At 56.9% G+C, this 25,878-nt stretch carries 25 protein-coding genes and 1 tRNA gene; 10 read left to right on the forward strand and 16 right to left on the reverse strand.

Annotated elements, in window-relative coordinates; genetic code table 11:
• Positions 1-187: 187 nt before the first annotated feature.
• Positions 188-1,075 (reverse strand): aldo/keto reductase, encoded by an 888-nt coding sequence (locus ACS1BR_RS06560; protein WP_463561158.1) that lies wholly within the window; start codon positions 1,073-1,075, stop codon positions 188-190.
• A 77-nt stretch (positions 1,076-1,152) separates the two neighbouring features.
• Here ACS1BR_RS06560 and ACS1BR_RS06565 point away from each other — a divergent pair, with 77 nt between their 5' ends.
• The gene (locus ACS1BR_RS06565; protein WP_463561159.1) at positions 1,153-1,803 is read left to right on the forward strand and encodes a TetR/AcrR family transcriptional regulator; all 651 of its coding nucleotides are present in this window, start codon (positions 1,153-1,155) and stop codon (positions 1,801-1,803) included.
• 74 nt (positions 1,804-1,877) lie between these two features.
• On the opposite strand, the gene ACS1BR_RS06570 is transcribed toward ACS1BR_RS06565, so the two are convergent.
• Positions 1,878-5,777, reverse strand: coding sequence for a S8 family serine peptidase (locus tag ACS1BR_RS06570; protein ID WP_463561160.1), 3,900 nt, complete (start codon positions 5,775-5,777; stop codon positions 1,878-1,880).
• Positions 5,778-6,023: 246 nt separating this feature from the next.
• Between ACS1BR_RS06570 and ACS1BR_RS06575 the strand changes: the two genes are divergently transcribed.
• The gene (locus tag ACS1BR_RS06575; RefSeq protein WP_463561161.1) at positions 6,024-6,998 is read left to right on the forward strand and encodes a glycosyltransferase family 2 protein; all 975 of its coding nucleotides are present in this window, start codon (positions 6,024-6,026) and stop codon (positions 6,996-6,998) included.
• A gap of 2 nt (positions 6,999-7,000) precedes the next feature.
• A complete protein-coding gene (locus tag ACS1BR_RS06580; protein WP_463561162.1) occupies positions 7,001-8,479 on the forward strand; it encodes a polysaccharide pyruvyl transferase family protein in 1,479 nt (492 codons plus the stop codon).
• Positions 8,480-8,524: 45 nt separating this feature from the next.
• On the opposite strand, the gene ACS1BR_RS06585 is transcribed toward ACS1BR_RS06580, so the two are convergent.
• The 4 genes from ACS1BR_RS06585 to ACS1BR_RS06600 all read right to left on the reverse strand — a co-directional run bounded on the left by ACS1BR_RS06585 (position 8,525) and on the right by ACS1BR_RS06600 (position 11,810).
• Positions 8,525-10,465 (reverse strand): heavy metal translocating P-type ATPase, encoded by a 1,941-nt coding sequence (locus ACS1BR_RS06585; protein WP_463561163.1) that lies wholly within the window; start codon positions 10,463-10,465, stop codon positions 8,525-8,527.
• A 90-nt stretch (positions 10,466-10,555) separates the two neighbouring features.
• Positions 10,556-10,732: a hypothetical protein gene (locus ACS1BR_RS06590; protein ID WP_463561164.1), complete on the reverse strand. Its 177-nt coding sequence runs from the start codon at positions 10,730-10,732 to the stop codon at positions 10,556-10,558.
• Between the two features lie 468 nt (positions 10,733-11,200).
• Positions 11,201-11,539: a hypothetical protein gene (locus tag ACS1BR_RS06595; RefSeq protein WP_463561165.1), complete on the reverse strand. Its 339-nt coding sequence runs from the start codon at positions 11,537-11,539 to the stop codon at positions 11,201-11,203.
• Between the two features lie 13 nt (positions 11,540-11,552).
• Entirely contained in the window at positions 11,553-11,810 is a 258-nt protein-coding gene (locus ACS1BR_RS06600) for a hypothetical protein (protein WP_463561166.1), read from the reverse strand.
• Between the two features lie 257 nt (positions 11,811-12,067).
• Between ACS1BR_RS06600 and ACS1BR_RS06605 the strand changes: the two genes are divergently transcribed.
• On the forward strand, positions 12,068-12,610 hold the full coding sequence (locus ACS1BR_RS06605; protein ID WP_463561167.1) for a GNAT family N-acetyltransferase: 543 nt from the start codon (positions 12,068-12,070) through the stop codon (positions 12,608-12,610).
• Positions 12,611-12,701: 91 nt separating this feature from the next.
• A complete protein-coding gene (locus ACS1BR_RS06610) occupies positions 12,702-13,184 on the forward strand; it encodes a recombinase family protein (protein ID WP_463561168.1) in 483 nt (160 codons plus the stop codon).
• Positions 13,185-13,260: 76 nt separating this feature from the next.
• Here the strand turns inward: ACS1BR_RS06610 and ACS1BR_RS06615 are convergent, their stop codons facing one another.
• The 5 genes from ACS1BR_RS06615 to ACS1BR_RS06635 all read right to left on the reverse strand — a co-directional run bounded on the left by ACS1BR_RS06615 (position 13,261) and on the right by ACS1BR_RS06635 (position 16,971).
• Entirely contained in the window at positions 13,261-13,791 is a 531-nt protein-coding gene (locus tag ACS1BR_RS06615) for a hypothetical protein (protein WP_463561169.1), read from the reverse strand.
• A gap of 296 nt (positions 13,792-14,087) precedes the next feature.
• A complete protein-coding gene (locus tag ACS1BR_RS06620; protein ID WP_463561261.1) occupies positions 14,088-14,426 on the reverse strand; it encodes a P-loop NTPase family protein in 339 nt (112 codons plus the stop codon).
• Entirely contained in the window at positions 14,336-14,785 is a 450-nt protein-coding gene (locus tag ACS1BR_RS06625) for a nucleotide-binding protein (RefSeq protein ID WP_463561170.1), read from the reverse strand. Before ACS1BR_RS06625 ends, ACS1BR_RS06620 begins: the two co-directional genes overlap by 91 nt.
• Before the next feature lie 800 nt (positions 14,786-15,585).
• Entirely contained in the window at positions 15,586-16,299 is a 714-nt protein-coding gene (locus ACS1BR_RS06630) for a DUF3800 domain-containing protein (RefSeq protein ID WP_463561171.1), read from the reverse strand.
• Positions 16,300-16,569: 270 nt separating this feature from the next.
• The gene (locus ACS1BR_RS06635; RefSeq protein ID WP_463561172.1) at positions 16,570-16,971 is read right to left on the reverse strand and encodes a type II toxin-antitoxin system death-on-curing family toxin; all 402 of its coding nucleotides are present in this window, start codon (positions 16,969-16,971) and stop codon (positions 16,570-16,572) included.
• Positions 16,972-17,267: 296 nt separating this feature from the next.
• Here ACS1BR_RS06635 and ACS1BR_RS06640 point away from each other — a divergent pair, with 296 nt between their 5' ends.
• A complete protein-coding gene (locus ACS1BR_RS06640; protein WP_463561173.1) occupies positions 17,268-17,822 on the forward strand; it encodes a site-specific integrase in 555 nt (184 codons plus the stop codon).
• Positions 17,823-17,913: 91 nt separating this feature from the next.
• On the opposite strand, the gene ACS1BR_RS06645 is transcribed toward ACS1BR_RS06640, so the two are convergent.
• Positions 17,914-17,986 (reverse strand) — tRNA-Lys (locus ACS1BR_RS06645).
• Positions 17,987-18,151: 165 nt separating this feature from the next.
• On the opposite strand from ACS1BR_RS06645, the gene ACS1BR_RS06650 reads away from it, so the two are divergent.
• The 4 genes from ACS1BR_RS06650 (at position 18,152) to ACS1BR_RS06665 (ending at position 21,742) form a co-directional block, all read left to right on the forward strand.
• Positions 18,152-18,862, forward strand: coding sequence for a hypothetical protein (locus ACS1BR_RS06650; protein WP_463561174.1), 711 nt, complete (start codon positions 18,152-18,154; stop codon positions 18,860-18,862).
• Between the two features lie 306 nt (positions 18,863-19,168).
• The gene (locus ACS1BR_RS06655) at positions 19,169-19,789 is read left to right on the forward strand and encodes a DUF47 domain-containing protein (RefSeq protein WP_463561175.1); all 621 of its coding nucleotides are present in this window, start codon (positions 19,169-19,171) and stop codon (positions 19,787-19,789) included.
• Positions 19,790-19,792: 3 nt separating this feature from the next.
• Complete coding sequence (locus ACS1BR_RS06660; RefSeq protein ID WP_463561176.1) at positions 19,793-20,806, forward strand: anion permease; 1,014 nt, start codon at positions 19,793-19,795, stop codon at positions 20,804-20,806.
• Positions 20,807-21,193: 387 nt separating this feature from the next.
• Positions 21,194-21,742 carry a YceI family protein gene (locus tag ACS1BR_RS06665; protein ID WP_463561177.1) on the forward strand — a complete coding sequence of 183 codons (549 nt, stop codon included), beginning with the start codon at positions 21,194-21,196 and terminating at the stop codon, positions 21,740-21,742.
• Positions 21,743-21,797: 55 nt separating this feature from the next.
• Here the strand turns inward: ACS1BR_RS06665 and pstB are convergent, their stop codons facing one another.
• The 4 genes from pstB to ACS1BR_RS06685 are packed head-to-tail and all read right to left on the reverse strand — an operon-like array spanning position 21,798 to position 25,778.
• The gene (gene pstB, locus ACS1BR_RS06670; RefSeq protein WP_463561178.1) at positions 21,798-22,577 is read right to left on the reverse strand and encodes a phosphate ABC transporter ATP-binding protein PstB; all 780 of its coding nucleotides are present in this window, start codon (positions 22,575-22,577) and stop codon (positions 21,798-21,800) included.
• Between the two features lie 26 nt (positions 22,578-22,603).
• The gene (pstA, locus tag ACS1BR_RS06675) at positions 22,604-23,701 is read right to left on the reverse strand and encodes a phosphate ABC transporter permease PstA (protein ID WP_463561179.1); all 1,098 of its coding nucleotides are present in this window, start codon (positions 23,699-23,701) and stop codon (positions 22,604-22,606) included.
• On the reverse strand, positions 23,698-24,693 hold the full coding sequence (gene pstC / locus ACS1BR_RS06680; protein ID WP_463561180.1) for a phosphate ABC transporter permease subunit PstC: 996 nt from the start codon (positions 24,691-24,693) through the stop codon (positions 23,698-23,700). Before pstC ends, pstA begins: the two co-directional genes overlap by 4 nt.
• 5 nt (positions 24,694-24,698) lie before the next feature.
• A complete protein-coding gene (locus ACS1BR_RS06685) occupies positions 24,699-25,778 on the reverse strand; it encodes a phosphate ABC transporter substrate-binding protein PstS (protein ID WP_463561181.1) in 1,080 nt (359 codons plus the stop codon).
• Positions 25,779-25,878: the final 100 nt, after the last annotated feature.

Here is a 25,878-nt window from a genome sequence, read left to right on the forward strand (position 1 = left end):
CCATTTCACATATGGGGTTTAATCTAAAATAAAATTCGGGGTTTTCTTCTATATTTTAAATATTTATGTTTTGGAATGCCTGACCAAAACTATTAGCGAATAAAAATCTGTCTTTTTTGCTTCTCTCGGGGGCAGATGGGGCGGGTCACGGCCCGGTGGCCGCCCCGCCCCACACAGTACTGTTACCCTAGGCTTCGGGTATCTCAAAACCGTATTCTTCAAGTGTCAGTGAGGCCGGGTCGGGGCCACCGCGAACACCGGTGTCCAGGGCATCGAGTGCGGCAAGCTCCTCCGGCGATAGCTGGAAATCGAAAATATCAAAATTTTCCTCGATTCGGGACGGCGTTACCGACTTGGGGATAGCCTGCCTACCCTGCTGCAGGTGCCAGCGCAGCATCACCTGTGCCGGGCTCTTCCCGTGCGCGCGAGCAATATTGGCGATCGTTTCGTTTTCCATAATATTTTTCAGGTCACCCTCGCGGTAGAAAGAAATTCCGCCGATGGGTGACCAGCACTGGGTGAGAATACCGTGCTTTTCGTTGAAGGCCACAAGTTCCCGCTGCTGAAAATAGGGGTGCAGCTCGATCTGGTTGACCGCGGGCACAACCTCGGTCTGCCCCATCAGCTTCTCCAGGTGCTCGGGCATAAAATTTGATACACCAATGGAGCGTACTTTGTCGTCTGCATAGAGTTTTTCCAGTGCCTTATAGGCGTCGACCGTGAGGTCGAACCGGGTGGGCAGAGGCTGATGCAGGATCAAAAGGTCAAGCTGGTCAACGCCCAGCTTCCCCACCGCCTTGTCGAAGGCGTGCAGGGTTTCGTTGTAGCCGAAGTCGCTGATCCACACTTTGGTTTCGATAAAGATTTCTTCGCGGGGGATACCCGATTTCACGATTCCCTCGCCGACTCCGCGTTCGTTGCCGTAGACTGCGGCGGTGTCGATGGCGCGATAGCCGCTTGTGAGGGCGTGGGCGACAACCTCCGCGGTTTGTTCGGGGGGTGTCTGGAACACGCCGTACCCCAGGGCGGGCATTGTCACGCCGTTGTTGAGGGTGAGCACGGGTTGGGTGGTCATGGTATTTCCTTTCGCTAGGTACATGTTCCAGCCTAGCACTAAACGGACATACCATGTCCGTATGGCATACTGGTTCCATGCCAAGGTCAACCACCCCACCCAAACTTCTCCGCAGAGACGCCCAAGAAAATCGGCGACTGCTCCTTGAAACCGCTCAACGGGTTTTTGCCGAACGCGGCTTCTCCGCCACCCTGCACGACATAGCCCGTGAAGCCGGGGTCGGCACCGGCACCGTATACCGCCACTTTGCCAACAAACAAGAACTCATGCTCGAGATATACCGGGAGCAGCTTGAAGAACTCGAAAAGGTTCTACACACCGCTTTAGCTATGGAAGACCCCTGGCAGGGTCTTGTCTTCTACCTTGAAGAGTCGGTGCGCATCCAGGTGCGCGATCGGGGTATGGCCCAGCTGTTCTCCGGGCACCGCATAGGAAAAACAGCCTTTGACAGCGCGAAAGACCGTATTGCTCCTCTAGTAAACCGGGTAGTTACCCGCGGTGTTGAGGCGGGACTGGTGCGCGAAGATGCCACCGGAACCGATCTTATTTTTGCGCAGGTAGGTATCATATCGATAGCCAGACTCACCCAGGCTGACACCTCCGGGCTCTACCGCCGCTATCTCTGGCTAATCCTAGACTCCCTACGCCGCCGCCCCGATCAGCTCCCTCTCCCCCTGCCGGCACTGACCACCGAGCAAACCCACCGCATTTTTTCGAACAAAGACTAGGGCTGGGGCCGGCTGTGAACCGGACCCAGCCCCACCGACAATCCAGAACCCAGCGTAGAGCAGGGCCTCCCCGGTTATCGACGCGCTACACTCCGGTCATAGCGGTAAATGAAGGCCGCCATTGCGTCGCGGGCAACGGGAGTAACGGGGCGGTAAGTCCCGTCTTCCCAGCCGGTGGTGACACCAACCGACGCTAGCCAAGAAATTTCCCTGTAGAACTGGGTCTCGACAGTAACATCGACAAACCGTGAAGTAGACGGAGCGCTGTAGGCGGGCTTGCCGGCAAACCGGTAGAAGAACGCAGCCATTGCGTCACGGTTAACCGTTGCCTCGGGGCGGAAGGTGCCGTCGGGGTAACCGGTGGTTATCCCCACCGACTTCATCCACATAATTTCTTGATAGAACCGGTGGGTGGTGGGCACATCGCTAAAGGGCGACACACTCGGTGCGGTGTACTGGGGCGATCCGGCCAGCCGGTAGAAAAAGGCCGCCATCGCACCGCGTTCCACCTCCGCGAGCGGACGGTAGCTGCCGTCCGGGTAGCCGCCGGTGATGCCGCGGTCAGCGAGCCAGGCAATCTCGGAATAGAACCGGTCACCGGGCTTTACATCGGTGAACCGAGGATCTCTCACCTCGGGCACCCCGGTTCCCGAGATGTTGAGAACCTCCGCCCTAGCGCCGTCTTCACCCGGTACAACACCCGAGAGGTCTCCCGTGCCGTTGTGGGCGTGTAAGAGCAGGGCACGGGCGTCGCTGACTGAGGCCGATGAGCGATGGACGGTGATATCTGCGGTAGGAGTATCAGCAAACAGGCTGGCTGATGCCGATCCGGTGCCCTCAAACCAGAGGCTGGGTGAGTAGGGGTTGTAGGGGATCCAGGACGTTGTGTCGATGACGCCGGGCTCGTACCAGGAGTAGGTTGTCACCGCGTAGCGCAGGTTTGCCGCGTTGTCCTCGGTAACACCCATTGTGGAGAGGGTCACGGGCAGCTCAAGAACGTTGGAGTCAAAGGTATTGGTGTCAACATCTCCGAAAGCCCCGTTGATGGGTAGACGGTCCAGCACTTTTAGCTCCCCGTTGACGTAACCGGACAGGGTGGCCATCGGGTAGTCTAAACCGGTGATACGGTCGGTGCTCAGGAAATAGTCGGCACGGTTGTTATTGTCCATATCGAAGGCGACCTCAATACTGGCGGAGCTGGTGAGATTCTCCCAGTTGGCCCAGGTTGAGATGCCGATACCCATCCGGCCGTCTTCGTCAACGGGCCGGTTCGCCGCACGCAGGCCCGGGACGTTGGATGAAGCACCAACGTATTGAAGGTCTACCCGCTGGCTGGTAACGGATCCCAGGCTAGAGGTCTGGATACGGTCGGAGGTTGCGCCCAGCTCATAGGCACCGAGGAGAGAGGCGTAACCGCCCCTGTCCAGAGCGGTGCCTTCAAGGTCGATGGTCGCCTGGTTCCGGTCGGTACCAAACTCAATCGTGCTCGAACCAGCTTTCATATCGGCAACCGGTTTGGGTGCTATCTGAAGCGGAATCCGGGTTTCAACATTGCCCTCGGTCAGCAGTAGGCGGCCCGATTCAATGCTGAGGTACTGGCGCGCCCGGCCAAGCTGTTCCTCGGCGCTGGCCGCCTCTAGCTTTTTTTCGAGCTGGTCGGGGTCAACGGTTACGGTCACGGTGATGCGAGCCGTACCACCGGCTTCAACGGTTACGGTGTCGGGAGCTGAAAACGTAACACCGGGAATATCAGATGATGCGGCGAAAGAAACCGCGTAGGTGTGGGATGCTGAGTCTGAGTTATCAATAATGAGCTCACGGGTGTAGGTTTGGGTACCCGCCTGCGGGAGCACCTCCACAACACCGAAGCTCTCCGACACCTGATCGGGGTGGTCAGCGTTGTACACCAGCACTTTCTGGTTGACGGCCTGTAGACCGTCAACACGACCGGAACCAACGCGCTCCACCGGCTGAACAGCGCCCTCGGCGGTGGTGATATCGTGTACGGCCGAGTTCATGATAGCCGCTTTCACCCGGTAGGCCGAGTAGCTCTGATTTGCCTCGTAGACCAGGGCGGCAATACCGGAAACGTGCGGGGTTGCCATGGAGGTGCCGGTTTTAATGGAGGGGTCGCTTCCGCCGGCAACAGCGGCAGATTTGATACTCGTACCGGGAGCCGCTACATCGGGTTTGGTATACCCTGCGCTACCGTGAACGCCGCGAGCGGTAGAATCGTTCGCCCGGTCAAACATACCGGAATCGACGGTGGCCGAGGAGATCCACCGGTCCTTTAGTCTGATGGTGACATTCTCGCCGGCTTCGACGGAGGCACGGACACGGTCGGCATCAGCGCGGGTCAACCGAATACCGGGAATGGTGGTGTTGCCGGCAATGCCGATAGGCTCAATATCGAGACGGGAGGCAAGAACAACGCCCCGGGCACCTGCACGCTCCACATGATCGAATCGGACGGCGGAGCCGCAGGGGTAGGTCTCAGAGTTGTCGGTCCAGTCAATAAAGACCCATTTGCCCCCAAAATCGGTACCGGCGGGGAAAGGATCGCATCCGAATCTGTTGTCTTCGGAAGACATAATAATTTCGCCACTCAGCTGCTCTTCTGTCGCGGTGGAGTAGTCAAAATTTGTCGAATAGTCACCGGTGACGTCCCCGGCCAATGAGCCGGGTGAGGTAACCTCTGCCCTGTCGACATAGGTGGTAGAGCCCACGGTATTAGCCACCGCCAGCGCCGAGCGTGCGTTAGCGGGGTTACCCGAAATAGAGTAGGTGTCGCCGTTTCCATCGGCGGCCGTAGAATTACCGGCTGCGACAACCGAGAGAACACCCTGGCGGGTCAGGGCGTCAACAATGGCGTTTTCGGGTTCATCGGTAGCCCCAAAATCGGTTCCCAGGGACATGTTTACCACATCGACACGATCGTCGTAGAGGCCATCGTTGTTGGGGTCGAGTGCACGGTCAAGAGCCTCTCCGGTGAGGTCCGTGGACCCGTTGCAACCGAACACGCGCAAGTCAACGATGCGGGAACCGGGTGCGGACCCCGCACCGATCTTCATCCCGCGCATCTGATCGGCGGTAACCCGCGTGTAGTCTCCCCTGTAGGTGGTGCCGTCGGCCTGAACCGCGTAACCGGCAGCGGTGCCAGCTACGTGCGTACCGTGGCCGGCTGCACGGCAATCTAGAGGGTTGCCGTCGGGGTTCGGGACGGCGGTATCCGCATTCCCCGCGTCGTAGTCATCACCGGCAAGGTCATAGCCGCCCGCATATTTTTCAGGATCGTATAGCCCGGATTCTGCTGCGGGGAAGTCGGTTAGCTGAGACGCTTTCTGGTAGGCATCGGCGGTGCCGGGTCCACCGAACTGGGCGTGTGTGTAATCGACACCGGTGTCGATAATCGCGATTTTAACACCCTTCCCCGTGTACCCGGTCTGCTGCCAGGTGTCGATCGCTTGTGTATCAATTGCCGTGCCGGCGTTTGAGGGTGTCTTCGAGATAATGGGGGAAATTCTCACCACGTCGCTCCGTGAAGCCAGTTCGCGGATTCTATCGGAATCGCCTCGAATTGCCACCCCTCGGAGGGTGTTATGCGCGGTATAGAGAATATCCGAGTCGGTTTCGGCCGCAATGGCCTGCCCCTGTTTTTCAACGGCGGCGGCAATCGCCTGAACCTGAGACCGGGCATCAACGGGTGCCTGTTTTTGGTGGAGGACCGCTGCTGGCTGGGTGCTCTCGTAAGCTCCGGTGCCGCGGAACCGAACAAAGGCGCTTATTTCGCCCTCAGCGGCTCGCATCGCCGGAGACAGAACCCGGTCATTGGCCGATTCAACACGGCTCGGGGAAAACGGTACGTTTTCGGCTGCAGACGTTGGCGGAACCCCCAGGATCAAGGCTATGCCCAGACTCAGAAAAGAAGCCACGCCTGCGCGCATGATCCCCTTGGGTGTGTGTTGTACATCCATGTAAGATTTCCTCTTAGATAGGTGGTTCATAGTGTGTTGCACATTACTTGCAGAACAAGCTATCTACACAATGACCTACATCATACTCACGAGTCAATAGCTTCCGCCGATTTTTGAGAAAATTTCATATCCCGGATCACAATATGAGATATTTTTCGAAGGTTTGGGGGGATTCTCTACACACAAAACGCCTATCCGCTATATTAGGTTGCAGAACACGAACCCTAGACCACAGTGGGAAACACAATGCCTACCGTCGCCATTATCGTTCGCACGAAAGACCGCCCCGCCTTCCTCCAACGGGCTCTGGAAAATATCTCACAGCAAACTTTCACAGACCACAGCGTCGTCATCGTCAACGACGGCGGGGACAGCCAAACCATAGACAACCTTGTCTCGACCGTCCAGACGGTTCCCCGCCTCCGGGTAATTCACAACCGGACATCGCGGGGTATGGAGGCCGCCTCAAACCTGGGTATCAGGGCCACAGATTCCACCTACATCGCCATCCACGATGACGACGACCTCTGGGAACCGACCTTCCTCGAAAAAACTGTCGCCCATCTTGAGAATACCGATGGGCAGCTGGTGACCGTACGCACCGATGAGTACTTTGAGCGCATAGCCCCCGACGGCACTTTTGAGCATCTTGAATCCCGGCCCTTCTGGGATATCCTTGACGACATCACGGTACAAGACCTTTTCCGGATCAACAGGGCCGTCCCTATTTCCATACTCTACCGCCGTTGCCTTCACGATGAAATCGGCTACTATAACGAGTCCCTGCCCGTGGTTGGGGACTGGGAATTCAATATCCGGGTGGCTGCCCGCTACCCCATTCACTTTATTGACGAGCTTCTAGCCCACTGGTCACAGCGGCCCAATGCTGAAGGGAACGAGGCCAACAGTATTTATGCCGCCAAGAAGCTGCACACCGTGTACGACGGCAGAGTACGGTCTCAGGCTATCCGTGACGATCTGGCTCAGGGCGGACATGTCGGCCCCTATCTTTTCCAGGCCCACCTAGCCAACCAGGTGGACGGCAGCGTAGGGCACAGCATAGACCTCACCCACCGTGTTCTTGACGAATTGGCCGCTATCCGTACGAGGCTAGACCGTATAGAGAGAACTGGCCGCACCGTCTCAGAGCGGCTAGAGCGTGTTGAGCGGGCGCTCTCGCTGAGATCGCGCCTCATCCGTCTGGTAAAGGGGAACCGCTAGAGATGCCTCGTATTCTTGTGCTCGCAGACCTGGGACAGCCCGTGTACCATGTTGGCGACGAAGCAATGGGTATCGCGGTCGCGGCCGAGCTCACCCGCCGAGGCTACGAGGTTTTTATCGCCACCCGCAGCCCTGAACATTCAGAAAGCTATATCGGTACAGCAAGCGGCTACCTCAAAACCCTAGAATTTCCCTGGCCCCCGGCAGAGCGTGAGACTCTCCTTGATGAGGTAAGACAGCACCTGGCCGGTGCCCGCGCCCGCGAAGAAGTAGCCTCCTTTGTGGGGCAAGTAGCCGGCATGGACGGCATTGTAATCGCCGGTGGCGGCAATATGAATTCTGTCTACGGCTGGCTGCTCTACGAGCGCGCCGCCTATGCCCTGGTTGCCCGAGCCCACAACATTCCTCTCGTGGTTTCGGGGCAGTCGGTGGGCCCCGTCCTCACCGAAACAGATGCTGAGACGCTACGAGAAATGCTGGCCTCGGCCCGGCTGGTCGGTGTGCGCGAGCATTTCTCCCGGGCCTGGGCGATCAAGCAGGGTGTCGAGGCGCATCTTGTTGTCGATGATGCTACCTTCTACCGGCCGCAAGGGCGCTCTCTGCCCGGATCCGCCGTCAGTGCTCTTCCCGAACGCTATGTGTGTGCCACTCTCTCCGGGCTCACCCCGGATCAGGCGCGCGCGATCGGCCAGCTTCTTGACGAGATACACCGCGACTACGGCCTGCGCACCGTCTTCTTACCCCACATGGGTGAGCCGCTCTCCGCCGGGGCGGGAGACGCTGAGGTTCACGCCGAGGTCGCCTCCCATATGCTTTCTGATACGGTACAGTTGCCGGTGGTACATGCCGATGAGGCTGTGCGCATCCATCGCGGCGCCTTTATTGCGTTCTCTACCCGCTACCATCCGGGTGTGTTTTCTCTATCGGCCGGTGTTCCCTGTGTGGCGCTCTTACCCGATGCTTTCACAGACATGCGAGTACGCGGAATGATGGCACAGTACGGGGCAGAAAACTATGCGATTTCTCTGGCCCTGCTGAGATCTGGAGCCCTCGCTGAAGCCCTGCGGGAGGTTATTCGGCTACGCGAGGAACTGTCGGAGACCCTCCGAGAGCGCGCTGAGTATCTGCGCGGTTTTTCTGCTCACTGGTGGGACACCGTATCCAGCGCGCTCGCCCACGGTGCAAAACGCACCTCCCCGGATATTCAGCTCAATGACTTCCCCACTATGGTCACCGGTCAGTGGAATACCGCTAATCTACTGGTGCGCGATGACATCGCCTCTTTTTCTCTCACCGCCGCTCAGGCACGTGCCGAGAGCGATCGAGCCCTCTCCTGGAGCCGCCGGTATCGTATAGATCGCGACCGGGCCCGGGAATACGCCCACGACCTTGAACGCAAGAATGCTGAACTGGCTGATACCCTCAGCAAGGCCAGGAGAAAGCCCACCCTGGGTGGCCGGATACGTGGCCTCTTGAGTTAACCCATTTTTCTGACATTCGGGCCCACCCGATAGCTCTATGAGCAGCTAATCTTTACCGTCAGGCTGTCGGGTCACCTGTACCCGGTGCACACGGGCCGCGCGTAGCCCGTTGGCAATCACCAGGACCTCGGCTACCTCATGGACAAGCACCACGGCTGCTAATCCCAGCACACCGGTCAGGGCCAACGGAAGCAGAACGATGATGATTGCTAAAGACAGGATAATGTTCTGATTCATGATGCGTCGGCCCCGGCGAGCATGAGCCAAAGCCTGCGGGATCAGCCTCAGGTCGTGACCGGTAAAAGCAATATCAGCCGATTCAATGGCCGCATCAGCGCCGGTTACCCCCATAGCGATACCTACCGTGGCGGTAGCTAGGGCGGGGGCATCATTGATCCCATCACCGATCATCCCCGTTGGAAGCTGCTGAACAGACGCAGCGATTTTACCGACTTTGTCCTCGGGGCGTAGCTCGGCATAGACGGTGCTGATGCCCGCGATAGTAGCCAATGCATGGGCGGTGCGCTCATTATCACCGGTCAGCATGAGTACGTCGATTCCCTGATCGCGCAGGTGACGGACCGCTTCGGGGGCTTCAGGGCGCAGTTCATCGCGCACACCGATCACGCCGATTACTTTCCCCGCGCGGGTAACCACCGCGCAGGTTTGTCCCGATGCTTCCATACCTTCAACGGCAGGTGCGAGTGCTCCCGGGTCAATCCAGCGAGGACTACCCACCGCAACGGGGTCGCCGTTGAGCACACCGGTCATACCGCGGCCCGGTTCTTCAGTAACCCCGGTTGCTTGAGGGATCGCGGGTGCCGCTGAGCTCATGGCCGCGGCCAAGGGGTGGGAGCTGTGCTGTTCAAGGGCTGCGGCAACGTTGAGCACATCGTCCCGGTCCACCCCGTCAACAGCGTAAACCTGAACCACTGCCGGCTGGTTACTGGTGAGTGTTCCCGTCTTATCTACCGCAATACGGCGCAGAGAGCCTAACCGTTCAAACGCCGCACCGCTTTTGATGATGACCCCGAACTTGCTGGCGGCACCGATCGCGGACATAACGGTAACGGGAACCGCGATAGCCATCGCACACGGTGAAGCCGCCACCAGCACAACCAGAGCGCGCGTGATCCAGGTTTCAGGGTCACCGAGAAGTGAACCGCTGACAGCTACCAGGACCGCTAAGATAACCACCCCGGGAACCAGCGGGCGGGCGATACGATCGGCGAGACGGGCTCGCTCCCCGCGTTCTGCCTGAGCCTGTTCGACCAGGCCCACCAGAGTAGTCAACGAGTTATCGGTGCCGTCTGCCGAAGCGGTAACTTCTATAGACCCTGAAAGGTTGATTGAACCGGCGACAACCTGGTCGCCTGCGGACACCTCTACTGGGATGGATTCACCGGTAATCGCCGAGGTGTCTAAACTACTAGATCCCAGGCTGACCGTCCCGTCGGTAGCTAGGCGCTCTCCCGGCTTCACCCGCAGGACATCACCAACCCGAATCTCTGAAACACCAATAACAGCGGGTGCACCGTGACGGATGACGGTTGCTGTTTCTGGAACCAGCTTCAGTAGGGAGCGCAGGCCTGACCGTGCACGGTCCATGGCCTTATCTTCAAGGGCTTCAGCGATGGAGTACAAGAATGCCAGCGCGGCGGCTTCTTCAACGTAGCCCAGGACAACCGCACCGGTCGCGCTCACGGTCATCAATAGCCCAATACCGACCTTCTTTTGTGTCAACAGATTACGTAGGGCGCCGGGAACAAAGGTGTACGCGCCGAGCAGTAAACCGATCCAGAAGAAGACCCGGGCTACCGCTTCAGTATTTTTGTTCGAACTAGTCCATTCAAGAACGAGGCCGGCGAGGAAGAAAACACCGGAAGCGATAGGGGTAAGCACATGCCAGTCCCTGTACCAGGGCAGTAGCTTTTCCTCGGTTTCGTCGGCGGTGTCCGCTGAACCGCAACCGCAAGCAGAACTCACGTTTTATCCTCACTAACGAATTAAAAAAATCCCAATTTTCATCAGAAATTTTATGTATAGGGACCGGTGTATAGGTAGGGCGCTGAAGCCCTAATTATTTTTCTTATTTTCTTTACCTTTGATAATTAAATAAGTAATTACTGAAAGAAATACCGCTTGTAAAATCCAGGCAAAGATAGGTATCTCTAAGCGCCGCATCCCACATGCTGACCCTACCGTTATTGTCACACCTAAAAGAATAGATTTGAATATAGCATTGTTTTTCATATCAGCCCCTAGCAACTATGCTGTAATGATACCAGACCACTACCGCTGCCAGCGGAGTCTCTTGCGCTCCTCAAACCTGCCATCAAAGACTATTTCATGTGAGCTAGACGTATTCTGAACTCCTAGAACGCCCAGAGACAACAGAAACTCCACGGTCTCTTTCTAAAAAGCGCTTACTGGTATCACTCTGGCCGATCTTTTAGAGTCGACGGCTGCCTCTCAAATTATCGTCTCTGACATTTTTGAAACATCGCAAATTTTGGCACGGACTCCCAGTGTAGAGCGTTCAAAATAGTAAATTCAGCACCAGAGCGGGGCCCTCACCCGCGCACGGTTTCTTCAACCGCTCGGTGCTCGTGGCTTTACCCTATCTGTTTCGCTGAGCGTTTAAAAGATTTTTGGCCGGTGTAGAGGAATCTACACCGGCCAGTTGGGATTGCGTCTGGGCCCAGGCCCTAATCCTGCTTCTTATGCTGCGTGTACCTTGATGTATTCGGCAACAGCTAAGCGCACGATTTCAGATTCTTTCTTACCTTGTTGTGCAGCTAGAAGAGCTACGCTGTCCTTAAGCTGCTGGGGCACTCGTGCACGAATAGAAGGGGACTCCCCCCGCTCTTTCCCAACCTGAGGACGGCCAGGGGCAAACATAGCCAGCGCTTCCTCTTCGTTAGAGGCCCCGGTTGCCGCAAGGACAAGGTCAAGTCCTAGCTTGTTTCCACGCTGGATGTTGGTGTTGTCGATCTCGATGTTGCCCGCTTCGATTTCCTCGGCAAAGGCATCGTAGTAGGCATTGTCCTTGGTGTTCATGCTGCTTCCTTTCTTAGCGGATGAGGTGACGAAACTTATCGGTAAGCTCCATGGCGTGGAAGATTTTCAGATTGCGCGGTGGAGTAACCTCTACGATTACTTCGATGTACCGGTCAGTCTGCCCATGCGGGTGCCCAACAAAGACGGTGGCATCTTTGTTTCCGTCTCTGCCTTTGATGGGGGTGCTACCTTTTGCGTTTACGATGGCATACATGGCATCTGCTTGGCTGATGCCGTGCTTGCTTGCGCTAGGGGTAAATTCAACTGCCATACTTATATTGTGGCACAATAAACGGCTACGGTAAATAGATGTGTGAAATTTGAGTCAAAAATGTTCATCGACAGGTTATGACTCATTCAAGTTTTGACTCAGACTTCTGACGCAAGAAAAGGTCTTCCCCCTCCCTCTCGATGCCAGTAGACTAGATTGCGTCAAAAACGTTCGATTATGAGTCAGCGTTCTAAAGGCTCAGACAAGAACTCACCTTGCAGGCTTCCCAGTACCAAGAAAATAAGAAAGAAGGCTCAGTGGAACTGAAAATTCTCGAGACTGAACGAGAACAAAAACCAGCCCGACACATGGTTCACGAACTCATTACTCCAACAAATCTCACCAAGTACAAAGAAGATGAACTACAACGTCGAAAGCTACGCAACCTCTTCGCAACATCGGGATTCAATGCACCAGAAGTATATGATCTATGGATAGGCGCTTTTGACCGCAACCAACTAATCGGTGCTATTCACGCCACCAGCTTCCTGTATCACTGGGACATCAACAGCTTCTTTCGACTTGATACCCGAAGGCAGAAAGGAACCCTTAAATCAATTCGCTACTGCTGTGAAAATACTGCCTTCATCGAAGAACTCGCCGTAACCCCGAACTACCGAGGTCAAGGCATCGGCAAAGACTTACTCCAGGCCTGCTACAACTACTTCCAAGAGCATCAGGTCACGAAGTTCTCTCTAGCTGCTCGAAAAATTGAATCACGAGAGTCTTTACCCATGCTGGGTTTCAAAATTTCAAACACACCCTGCCCACAGAGTATTTCACTGGAGTTGGCCCAGTAATGATGCGCCCCGAATACCGTCCCAACAACATCTACATGGGGATTGACCTGGGAACCACAAGCTCTAAAATAACTAAACAGTAAATCAGCTGATGAAAATTGGTTATGTCCGCGTCTCAACTAACCAGCAACAAGACTCTCTAGAAGCCCAGCACCAGGCACTCAAGACCTACGGTTGCGAAAAAATTGATACAGACCAAATCTCAGGAGCCCGAGTGGACCGCCCGGGTCTGAAATCTGCGCTTGCCTATGCACGAGAAAATGACAGTATCGTTGTCGCCCGTCTTGATCGGCTTGGAAGGTCTACCGTCGATGTTCTCCGCACCGTTCAAGAACTTTCCAGTCGAGGTATCACGATAGAAGCTCTTGATACGAAACTTGATACCCGGACTCCTGCCGGCAAACTCATTCTTTCTATGCTTGCGTCGATGGCCGAATTCGAACGAGACTTGATAGTGGAGCGCACCCGTGAAGGTCTGGCACATGCTCGTACCCAAGGGCGTATTGGAGGTCGCCCACCTAAGCTCACCCCAGACCAACAGCAAGCAGCACTGCGTTTATCTACAACGGTATGAGTGAGAATCAAGTAGCTACTATGCTAGGTGTCTCGCGTTCTACTATTACTTGCCTCAAGGCAAAGAACCGTAACAGCTAGGAACCTAATGTACGCTCCAAATACGGGCCAACAGTTTTACTGAGCAGCACCCATATCTTCTTCTGCTGCTTTTCGCTGGGATCCTTGCGCCTGTTGAACATATCCACCAAGAACCGATAATCGACCTCAGGATTGCCCTGATTAAAGGGATTTGGGGTAAAGCAACCCTCTTCATACAGCTGCTTGAGCACAGCTTTTGTCATGGTTCCACCGTTGAGCTTCAAGGATCCAGTTTCACTGTACTCTGCAAGGACCGCATACATCTGTATTGCAATATTGGTCTGCTGGTCAAGGTCTTTGCGCCCGAACAGCTCAACACAGCTAGAGCCGATGGGATAGAGCCCGGCCCCGGTCTCACGGTTACGGATAGTGAAGAGATACTTCAGACCCTCTTTACCACAAACACAGTTCTGCGAACGAGTACGGTCTATCTCGTGACCCATCAGGTCCCATTCATGCCGGGCTGTTTCAAAATCATCAGCGCAGGACAGGGCGACGACTTCCTTAGGTAAATTCCAACTGCTCATGGTGTCATCATAGGCAAAAAAGAAAACGCCGCCCTGCTTCAAAGAAGCAAAGCGGCGCTCCTACCATCATCTCACCACAAGAATCAGGCCAAATGTAGGCACCAGCCTCTCTCCCCCGGCGGCGTCTCACCTGGAATCAGGGCCCGAACTCGCTCCTTAGTCTCAACTGGTGCCTGTACTGGCTGTGGCTTCTGCGCAGGTGCCATGGGGGTTTCTTCTTGCTTCCAACTGGCATCTTTTTCCGCACCATCGATAAAGTCCTCTACGGATTTTCCAGAACTACGTTTGCGAACCATTTATGCCTCTTTCAGGGTCAGGATTTCTTGGGCCAGCAGCTGCACTTCCACCTTAGCCTTTGCGTCTTTAGCTTCCACTACAGAGATACCCTCGCTCATGGCGCTCTGATAAGCCTTTCGGTGATAGATGACCACATCGGCAACCTCAGCTTCGATACCTTGGGGGAAGTCCTCTAGGTAGTCTCGTGCCTCTTGGATTTCGTCGCTCAACGCGTGAGTTGAAGCTTTGGAAACAACAATGAGGGTTTTCAGTCCCTCATTGTAGTCCCGCGCGGTGTCGATAGTGTCCGCCAGATCAAGAGTAGAGTCCAGATCCGCCTGAGAGGTCCCGGTGGGCACCAGCAGAATATCTCAGCTGCGATCATAGCTGAGCGGGTCTCCTCGGAGTCCTTGCCTGCTGTGTCAATGATGACAATATCGCTCTGTTCGTCCATCTCCTTGAGAGTGGCTGAGAGCTTGCCTTCTTTGCGGGTAGTAATAACCGGGGCATGACCCAGCTCTTCCCTATCATCTGCCCAGCGGGAGGCAGTGCGAACAGAAGGGTCAGTTTCCAGGACGTGAACTGTTTTGCTAAGCTGCTGAAAGGCTACAGCTAGATTAACAACGAGAGTGGACTTGCCAACCCCGCCCCGGTGGTACCGGAACGGGGTGAAACTAATGACACGGTGCGCCCTGTGGGGCTCGAACCCACGACCCACGGAATAAGACTAGGGGTATCTTGTAGGTCTTGAGAAATGCCAGAAAACCTATCTGACTAGGCAATACTTCCTCAAGTAGATGTTCTGACATACTCTCAAATATGGTCAATCCAGTTTGAAAGTGGACAGTAAAAGGACACCAAAACGCCCAAACAAGCACCACCCCATCTACAGGCCAACAGGCAGGCACTAAGGGTGCTCGCGGGCAGGGCTAACGCTAGCCTGTGAGAGGCCACGGGCCGGGGGCAAGATGTTAGGCTAAGGGGTGGCTCGGCTTCGAAATACTAACGCTATTTCGAGGCCGGGCTTTTTCATGCGGGTAGGCAGGTGCAGAGGCCAAGACCAGAGAGAGGCCAAGACCAGAGAGAGACCAAGACAAGCACTAGGCCCCTCTCTGGTAGCTCTGCCCATATGATCACGCGCGTGCGCGACCCCCAGTAAAACAGGCGGGGGGAAGAGGCCAGAGGCACCCCATGAGGGGCCGGGGGCGCTGGGCTAGGTGATTTCACCGCCCCTACCCCTTAGACCGGCTGGCCCAGGTTAGGCGCTGGCAAGCCCACACTGGCAGAACCCGGTGATATTCACGCATACCCCCGTTTTCTCTGCTGGCTACCGGCTCCCCGGTTATCCGCTATATGGGCAAGGGGCACACCTAAAACCCGGTGCGGTCAAGGGCAGGTATAGGCCCGCGAGCGCTTGAAAAATCTACTGAGAACCTGTAGCGTTGTGAACACAACGGGCTGGTTACCAGAACGTTGCCAGCATAGGCCCCCGCTTTCAGGGGGCCTATTTATTTTCTCTCATGGTTTCCATGTCCAAGCGTGGACAGTCATCTCTTTTAGCTGGGCTTCCAGTTGTTCCCGCGTCTTCTGCGCTTTAGGATGGCTTTCTTGGGGCACTACCTGAAAACGGCGATAAAGGTAAACGGCGATGTCTATAGCCTGTAGCCCTGGCATGAGGCGCGAGTCAAAGAACTGAATGTGCGAGGCTAGGTGCTCTAACCTGCGGGGTCTATACCCGCCTGTTGTTCGTTGTTGGTAACCTGCGAACTGGGCTTGCAGTTCTGCTTTGGTGTCTACTACATCGGCATAGAGTAAGACAGGCTTTTTCTGGCCCGTTCGTTTTGCGTGTTCGTTCGCTCTTTCGAGGGTGTGTTGTAGAGCTAGAGAATGTGGCGGTGAAGGGTACTTGTACCGGGCGTTAAGGCGGGTTATGTCTATGCCACGGAATATGAGTTTCACGTTCTCTTCATTCATGATGGAGAGCGCTCGCTTGATAATGTTGCTAGCTTCGCGGTGCTTTCCTCTGAGGGGTTTCCATTTTCCTGTCCCGCCTAAGATTTCGTGGGCGTGTAGTTCTGCCTCTGCTGGAAGGTTATAGCGTTCTCTCTGTTGGTCTAGAAGTTGGATTAGTTTCTGGTCTACTCTTTCCCAGCTCTCTTCTTCTGCTACAGCACAGCCTAGGAAAAAGAGTTCTTGGGTGTAGGACTCGTCAAAGTAGGCAACTAAGGGCATGAGATAAGACTAGCGTTAAAGAACTGGCATAGGGCGGGGTGGCCGGTAAAACCTGGAACCGTACAAATTCTTAGGCGCTATCACTGGCGGTCAAGGGTCAAGGTAGCCCCCTGGGGGCACCCCCACCTGTGGGGCCGGTGTGTGGGCGCTGGCGGCTGTAGGTGGTTGGTTGTAGGCCAGGTGCGGGGCGTGGTGTACCGGGTGGCTTGTGGACGGCGCGGGCGTGGGCAGGACAGCGGTCAAGGCGGGACGGGCTTAGGCGGGGCGTGGTTATCCCGCTGGCCGGTAGGGTACAGCCCATTCTTTTAGCTGGTGGACTATCTGCTCGCTGGTTAGGGCGTGCTCTGCTACCTGAACGACAAAGCGGGCTTGCTCTTCGTCCCCTAGCTCTTCTCTGGGTAGGATAGCCCATCCGTTCAGGTACAAGAAGGCCACGGTGCAGTTGTAGGCGGTGCGCTTGTTTCCGTCTGTAAAGGGGTGGTTTTGGACGAGGGCCTCTAGTAGGGCGGTGGCTTTTTGGAATATACCGGGGTATAGCTCATAGCCTGCGTAGCTGGTGGCAGGGCGAGCTAGCGCGCTTGCTAGTAGGTGTTCACCGCCGGGTTTTAGGTGTTGGCCGGGGGCTAGGCTGGCATGTAGATCTAGGGCTTCTGAGAGGGTGATGTACCGCAAGGGCTGGGCGGGGTGGTTACTGGGTGGCGAGGATAGCGTTTACATCTTCTAGGCGGTCTAGGACGATTTCTTTTACTTGGTCAAAGTCTAGGGCGGGGGCGGTAGTGGGTTTTTCTTGAGGCGTGATAGTCACGGGTACAGGGTTTCCTTTCTGGCTCTTGAGACGCTGGCCTGGTGCGGAATGAATAGGGTACTCGTTCAGTGTGTACCCTTGGGCGCTCGCGGGTGCGTTGGTCTTTGGGTTGGTGGGTTAATCTTAGCTTAATGGGGATGGTTTATGTCCCCGCAGGCTGTCCGTGGTAGATACTCTGCTGGGCACAGGCGCACGCATTGGGGAAGTTCTCATGTTGCGTTGGGGCGATGTAGACCTGACCGAGGGGCGTAGTCGGATTAGTTTCACTGGAACCTATGCCCAGCGGTTTGGGGATAGGCCAGCGGGCAGGCAGGAACATACTAAGTCAGACAGTTCTACCCGTACTGTTTTCATTCCTGAGGAACTGGCACAGGCTCTAAGGGATAGGCGGGCTAACCGTATCCCGGCCTATGCAACCTCTACCGACTGGGCTACGGACGAGGCGTTTATCTTTCCTTCTACCCGAGGGACAGGGTTAGACCCTAACAATTTTCGGACGGCCTTTAGACAGCAGATGAAAGCGGTAGAGCTGGGGCGAGCCATTACCCCGCATATTTTCCGTAAGACGGTAGCAACTCTTGTTAGTCGGGAAGATTCGCTAGCTGTAGCCTCTCAACTGTTGGGGCATAGTTCAGAGAAAATTACTGAGGACTACTACATTCAAAAGCTCGAAACTCAGCCCGATGTGTCTAGCACTTTGGGGGTCTTGCTGGCCTAGCTACAGATTTCAAAGTGGACAGTAAAAGGACACTAGCGCCCTTAATGAAAGAAACCCTCTCACTGTTTTGCCTAGTGAGAGGGTTTTTCTGTGCGCCCTGTGGGGCTCGAACCCACGACCCACGGATTAAAAGTCCGATGCTCTACCAGCTGAGCTAAAGGCGCTCCACTGCCTCCCTGAAGAGGTCAGCGAAAACTACTATACAGCACCACCGGCCCATCGTGAAAATCTCCACCCAAAAATTTGTCACCGCGCAGGAAACCGGAAGAGGTTTCAGCCTACCGCGCACAAACCCACCGGTGGGCACGGGTAAGAATAGGATAGTCGCCATGCCTCAAAACCCCCGTTATCAGCGTCCCGTAAAGTTCTCCACCGAAAAATTTGAGCAGTATACCGGCGGCCAAGACCCGGCCGCGCTCCAGCTCGCCGCGCACCGCTCAGCGCAGGCACTTATACGCCGCGGCAGACACAACACCAGCCCCGAAATTACCCGGCGACTGGTCACCTTCACCGACGTTTTTGGGATAGATACCGTCGCCAACATGTGGAAACACTCCCCAGCGGTCTCCCTCCCCGGTGCGCTCTGGCGCATTTACGCCCTGCGGCACACCGTGCGAGATAAAACCAGCCAGATCTCCCACTACTACGCGCGCGGAGCCGAAACCAGCTGGACCGCACAGCTGATCTCCGGTGTGGCCGATCCGCCCACCGAAACCGAGCTTATCGCCACCGCGGACAGGATTCTCACCGGGGCCTACACCGGCGATTTCGACGTGGCCCTCGACCGTTTTGCCGCCTTCTGCCGGGTCATTGCCGCGGGCCAGATGGCAACCGCCCGCAGGATCGAGCCCGGCACCTATGCCGCCGCACCGATCAGCAGCAACCATAACACCATGAGGGAAAGCCACCCCAGCACCGAGGTGAGGGCGGAGGCGGCAAGGCGAGCCCAGACTCTGAGGACCAGCGCCGCCAAACTTCAGGGCACCGCCCTAGAACTTGAGGCCGCCGCCGCCCAGTGGAGATCGGGCACCCTAAGCTAAACCCTCATCCGCGAGACCACCCAAGATAACCGGCACGGAGTACATAGCCGATACGAAAAGTCTCAACACTCGGGTTGACAGTCGGGCAGAAAACGAGAACACTAGAAGTTAGGTGCTGGGCTGCTAATTGGTAGCCCCGGGCTCCAAATATTTAGCCGCTTCGAGCGGCCTTCCGCCGAGAGGCGCTCCCAGCCCAGCACCGTTTTACAATAAGAACAACACCCCAATACACCGGCTCGCGTTTTAGTTCACAAAACGCGAGCCTTTCTGCACCACCCCTATCCCACACCAGAGCCAGGAGAACCCGTGTTCGAGAACCTGTTCCCGCAAGAGAACACCTCTCTACGTTCACTCGCCAACCTCTCGGGCAAAGTGGCCGACGCGGCAGCTCTCCTCTCCGAAATGGTAGGCAGCGCCAGCGCACAGGACTACCCCGCCCTCTTCGAAAGTATGATAGAGCACGAGAGCCAGTCCCAGAACCTCTTCTTTCAAACCATGACCCACGTGCGCAGCACCTTCACCTCCCCCGTCCCCCGAGAAGACCTCTACACGCTGGCAAACCACCTCATGTCGGCCACCGAGCACCTCACCTCCGCCGGGCATGTCCTCTCACTGCACGGAATCGACAGGTTCACCTCCCACGTCACCACCATCCTTGACACCATCCAGCGGGAAGCCACACTCACCACCGCCGTGCTCCCCCGCCTGGAGGAAATCAAGGCACTCGACCAGTACTGGATCGATATGCTCCGCATCAGCCGGCAGGCAACACGCACCACCGAGATCTACTCCGCCGACATCGTGGACCGCTATAAAACCAGCCGCTACCTCAAAACCCAGCAGTTCGCGGTCAAACTACAGGCTGCATCCGACTCCATGCGCGCCGTGTCCATGCAGATTGGCCGCATCATCGTGCAGGAATCATAGACAGTGACCCTCCTGCTTCTTATCGCCAGCCTCTGCGGACTCGCCGGCTACCTGCTCGTTTCGGGTTTTCACGACGCCCCCAACGCCGTCGCCGTCGCGGTACGCACCCGCTCCCTCACCCCGCAAACAGCCCTCAAGATGAGCGCCTTCTTCAACGTGGTCGGTGTGCTCCTGGGCGGAACCTGGCTCACCCACTACACCGCTCAGCCGGTGAATCTGCCCCGCTCCGACATCGGTCTAGCCATGCTGGTCACCGCCTTCATCGCGCACATCAGCTGGGGAGTAATCACCTGGTGGCTCCGCATGCCCTCATCCTCTACCCAGGCGCTGCTGGGCGGGATACTCGGCTCAACCTGGGCCGCACACACCGTGGGGCTCACGCAGCTTTCACCCTTCAACCACCCCGGGTACGCCCTCATTCTCGTGCCCATGTTGCTGTTCCCGCTTCTGAGTTTCGGCATCTCCTGGGTTCTGGTTTTTCCCCTGCGACGGTTGGCCGATAAAGCCTACCCTCGCACGGTCAACAGGGTATCGCGCAACATCATGTCCCTGGCCAACTCTCTTATCTCGCTCACCCACGGTATTCAGGTGGGCCAACGCGCACTGGTGCTCTTCACGATGATCTGCCTGGCTTCGGGGATAGAAAACAGTAGCTGGCTCGACGGCAGTGTGCTGGTACTCTGCGCACTGGTTCTAGCCGCCGGCACCATGCTGGGCGGCTGGCGCATCGGCTACACCTTCGCCCACAAGATGGTGCACCTTGATCCCTTCCGGGGCTCGGTTGCCCAGGGTACCACCTCGCTGGTGCTGCTCCTCTCACAGCTCATGCTGGCCGGTTCCGTATCATCGTCGCACCTGGCCGCAAGCTCGGTGCTGGGATCGGGACTCAACCAGAAGTTCAGCTCTATCCGCACCGGCATCGTGGGGAAACTGCTCATGACCTGGCTCGCCACTATCCCCATGTCCTTCATCTTCTCCGCCACTCTTCTCTTGGCTTTCTCCCCACTCCTGTCGTAGCGTCGCCAACACGGCAGCTGCCCGAACCACACCAGGGCACGAACCGTGTAGGGCGTTATGTCTACATTTCACGGCAAGACACACAAACTCAGGCCATAATGTTCTAGAATCTTCATAGACACCGATCCGTAAATCTACAGGTCTCATCGAGGTGAACAGTGAAGCAGTATCCGTTCGTGCGAGCGCGGGGAATCTCGCACCGCTGGCCTTGCCACCCTTATAGTGGACAAAAATAAAGAACCATTTTCAGTGGTAAAAAACTATAATCTTAAACAGTTGTATGTTTATTCATCGAGCCTCCGCCAAGACCCGCTCCAGGTTGGAACTGAAATCTATGCGGTAAACATCCACCACACAGCACTTCAATAGTTTGATAGGGGTTTCAATTTGTCTGTTGATTCTCAGTTTGTTGGCGATTGGAAGATCGACCCAATGCACTCGCGTTTGGGCTTCTCAGCCCGCCACGCCATGGTAACCAAGGTGCGCGGCGCCTTCAACGATGTTGAGGGGGCAGCGCATATCAGCGCCGAAAACTGGAGCAAGTCTTCGGCCTGGGTCAAGGTTAAGGTCGATAGTATTGACACCCGCAACGCCGACCGCGACCAGCACCTCAAGAACAAGGATTTCTTCAACGCTGAAGAGTTCCCCGACATTGAGTTTGTTTCGACCACTATCGACGAGGTTGATAGCAACCAGTTCATCGTGGTTGGTGATCTCACCATCCGCGGGATCACCCGCTCGGTCTCTATCCCGCTAGACCTCACCGGAATCAACACCGATTCCTTCGGGAATATCCGTGCGGGCCTTGAGGGCGGTAGGCGTATCAACCGTAAAGAATGGGGGGTCTCCTGGAATGAGACTCTGGATACCGGCGGGGTGATGATCTCGGATAAGATCTCTCTGGAGTTCGAGCTTTCGCTCACCAAGGAGCAGTAAGGATCGGGTGGGGCCGTTGCGCTAAAACGCAACGGCCCCCTTTTTGTGTACCCGGCTAACCAAACCGCCCGGATACGTAGTCTTCCGTTGCCTTCTCCTTGGGGTTGTTGAAGATCTCCTGGGTGGGAGCGTACTCGATGAGCCGGCCCGGCTTACCCGTCCCCGCAATATTAAAAAATGCTGTTTTGTCTGACACCCGGGCCGCCTGCTGCATATTGTGGGTGACAATCACTACGGTGTATTCGTCCTTGAGTTCGTTGATCAGGTCTTCAACGGCCAGCGTGGAGATGGGGTCGAGGGCCGAGCAGGGCTCATCCATGAGGATCACATTCGGTTTAACCGCTATGGTCCGGGCTATGCACAGACGCTGCTGTTGCCCACCGGAAAGGCCCGCACCGGGCTTGTCCAGGCGATCTTTGACCTCCTCCCAGAGGTTGGCACCGCGCAGCGAGCTCTCCACCAGGTCATCGGCATCAGACCGCGAAATTTTTCGGTTGTTCAGTTTGAACCCGGCAAGCACATTCTCCCTGATCGACATGGTGGGAAAGGGGTTGGGACGCTGAAAAACCATGCCCACCTGCGAGCGCACCGCCACCGGGTCGACCCCTTTGCCGTAGAGGTCTTCGCCGTCGAGCAGTACCCGACCTCTGGCGTAGGCGCCGTCGATGACCTCGTGCATACGGTTGAGGGTGCGTAGGAAGGTGGATTTTCCGCACCCCGAGGGGCCGATAAAGGCGGTGACCGAGCGGGCGTCAACGGTCATCGTGATATCCTCTACCGCCAGAAATTTACCGTAGTACACGTTGAGGTGCTCGACGTCTATCCGTTTTGACACTGGTGTTTCCTTACTTTTCAGGGTGGTTAGCGGTCGGTTTTGGGCGCAAAAATTTTGGCGATAGCCCGGGCGAGAAGGTTGAGCACCATCACGATGATGATGAGTACCAGTGCTGCCGCCCAGGCGCGGGTCTCGGAGACCTCCGCCGCTGTGGGGCTGGTGGGTGTCATGATCTGGTAGTAGATGTAGGTGGGTAAGGTCGCCATCCAGCCGCTGAAGGCGTTCCAGTTGATGGATGTTACGAAGCCGGCGGTAACCAGAATGGGCGCGGTCTCACCGATCACCCTGGCGATCGCCAGGGTGACCCCGGAGGCGATACCCGACAGCGCGGTGGGTATCACCACTTTAACGATGGTCCGCCATTTGCGCACCCCCAGGGCGTAGGAGGCTTCCCTTAACTCTTTGGGTACGATGCGTAGCATTTCTTCGGTACTACGCACCACGGTGGGGATCATGAGCACAGACAGCGCCACGGCGGCCACGAAACCGGTGCGCTCTGAAGGGTTACCTGTGGCCAGGGCAAAGAACGATGCGGCAAAAAGACCGGCGACAATGGAGGGGATACCGGTCATGACGTCCACGAAGAAGGTGATTATTTTGCCCAACCGCCCGTTCGGGGAGTACTCCACCAGGTAGATGGCGGTCAGCAGGCCAACAGGAACCGACATGAGGGTTGCCAGCAGGGTGATTTCCAGGGTACCCACCACCGCGTGGTAGATACCGCCGACAACGGGCGCCTCGCCCGCGGCAGCGGCGTTGTCGTGGACTCCGGTGACTCCTTTCATGGAGTAGAACAGCAGGTTGGTGGAGAGCCCGGGAACCCCTTTAACCAGGACTGTCCACAGCACCGAGACCAGGGGGATCAGGGCGACGAGGAAGGCGCTGTAGATAAGAAGCCGCGCCAGGGTATCGGTGCCCCTGCGTCGTCCCTCGATCATGCCGGTTGCAAGCGGTGTTACCAGGACGAAGATGAGCCCGGCGCAGACCGCCCAGGCGGCTACGGAGAACCCGATGAGAGCTGAGATCGCTGCGCCCAGCAGAAGAGAGCCGGCGCCGACCGCGGGGGACAGCCAGCGCGGGGCCTGACCGCTAGTGAGCCGTGAAGGAACAGGGGACTGGCTCATGAGTTAGCTCCCGAAAAATCTTTGTAGCGGCTTGTGATGATGCGTGCGGCGACATTGACCGCCAGGGTGATGATGAACAGCACCAGGCCGGCCGCGATGAGCTCTGACATGCCGATCCCGTACGCCTCGGGAAAGTTGAGCGCTATCTCCGAGGCAAAAGTTTGGTTGCCCGACCTGATGATGGACGCGGTGAGGGGGCCACCCGCGAGCACCAGGGTAACCGCCATTGTTTCGCCCAGGGCTCGCCCCAGGGCCAGCATGACCGCAGAGATAATGCCGGTTCTGGCAAAGGGCAGAACCGCCATGGTGATCATTTCCCAGCGGGTGGCCCCCAGCCCCAGAGCCGCCTCTTCCTGCAGTTGAGGGGTTTGCACAAATATTTCCCGGCACATGGAGGTAATGATGGGCAGCACCATGATGCCCAGCACTATACCCGCGGTAAGAATGGTTTTCCCGGTCTGCGAAGCGGGCCCGGCAAAGAAAGGGATCCAGCCCAGAAAGGTGGCTAGCCAGTCATAGAAGGGCACGATTCTCGGTGCCAGCACGGCGGCACCCCAGGCACCAAAAATAACCGAGGGGATAGCCGCCAGTAAGTCGATCACGTACCCCACCGGTCGCGCAATCTTTGCGGGTGCGTAGTGGGAAATATAGAGGGCCACTCCCACCCCCACCGGGGTTGCCAAAAGTAGCGCAATTGCCGCCGCAATCAGGGTCCCGATAGCCAGCGGGTAGATATAGGTAAAAAAGTTAGAGTCGGTGAGATCATCGGGGTCAGCGGTAAAAACCGGTGCCGATTGGGCCACCAGAAAAACCGCAACCGCACCGAGCACAACAAGGATCAGCAACCCGGCACCCAGGGATATACCCGAGAAGACTCTATCGGCGAGAGGGCTGCCCCCGCCCCGGGCGGTCTGCCGCGGGCTCGGTTGTGGTGGCTGTGAGGGCGTAGATATACGGTCTTGGGGCTGTGGTACGCGGTGGTTTTGGCTCATGGTTATCAGCTGCTCACCCCTATCGATTCGATAGCCTGCCGGGCTTCGCTACGCAGACTTTCGGTCATCGGTGCCGAGGCCGCCGCAGCCGCGGCGGCCTGCTGCCCCTCCGCAGAAACCACGTATGACTCGTAAGCCTTCACTAGCTCAGCGGTGCTCTGGCTACCGTAGGAGGAGCAGACAATATGGTAAGAAACCAGCACCACCGGGTAGGCATCGGAGGTGTCGGGGGTGCGGTTAACATCGACTGACATATCATGCTCATGCCCGCCCGACACCCGCTCAGATATCTCCACCGTTTTCGCCGCAGCCTCGGCGGAAAGCTCAACGTAGTCGCCACCAACTTTCACCCTCACCCCGCCCAGGTTGCCGGTGGCTGAGGCATCGGCATAGGTGATAGCGCCCCTGGTGGCCGATGTGGTAGAGACGACCCCGGCAGTTCCCTTATTGGACTCGCCCGCGTAGTCACTGGGCCACTCACCGTCCGGCTCCTTACCCCAGGCCGCGCCGGCGGAGGCAGCCAGATACTCGGTGAAATTTTCGGTGGTGCCGGAATCATCGGAGCGGTGCACCACCGTAATGGGGGTATCCGGGATATTCACACCCTCGTTCTGCGAGGTAATTGCGGTGTCATTCCAGCTGCCTATCTCACCCCTAAATATTTGCGCGATGGTCTCGGGGTCAAGGTTCAGGGAATCAATACCGGGTAGGTTGAAAGCGATCGCTATGGGAGATGTGTAGACGGGGATATTGATTGCGCCGTTTTCTCCGCACACCTCTTTCGACTGCTCGTATTCGTCGGTAGTCAGGTGGGCATCAGAGCCGGCAAAGCTAGCGCCACCGGCCAGGAAAGCCTTACGCCCCGCACCGGAACCGTCAGGAGAATACTGCACGCTTGCGCCGGGATGGGCGGAGGAGAACCCTGATTCCCAGGCCGTGATAACAGCCTGCTGGGAGGATGCGCCCACACCGGAAAGGGTCCCGGTCAGCCCACCGGCATCAGGGTTGGACGGAGTTTCGCCGGTCGGGTTGTCGCTACCGCAGGCAGAAAGCACAAGCAGCCCAGCTGCTACCAGAGCTGCCACATGCGTCACTATTTTTGCTCTCAAAGGTCTTCCCTATCTCAATACCTGGAGCGGCCCGGTACAACCGCACGGTCAGAACTCTAAAAGCTGAAGGTAGCGC

This window comes from Rothia sp. 18CD1-1 (assembly GCF_055285355.1).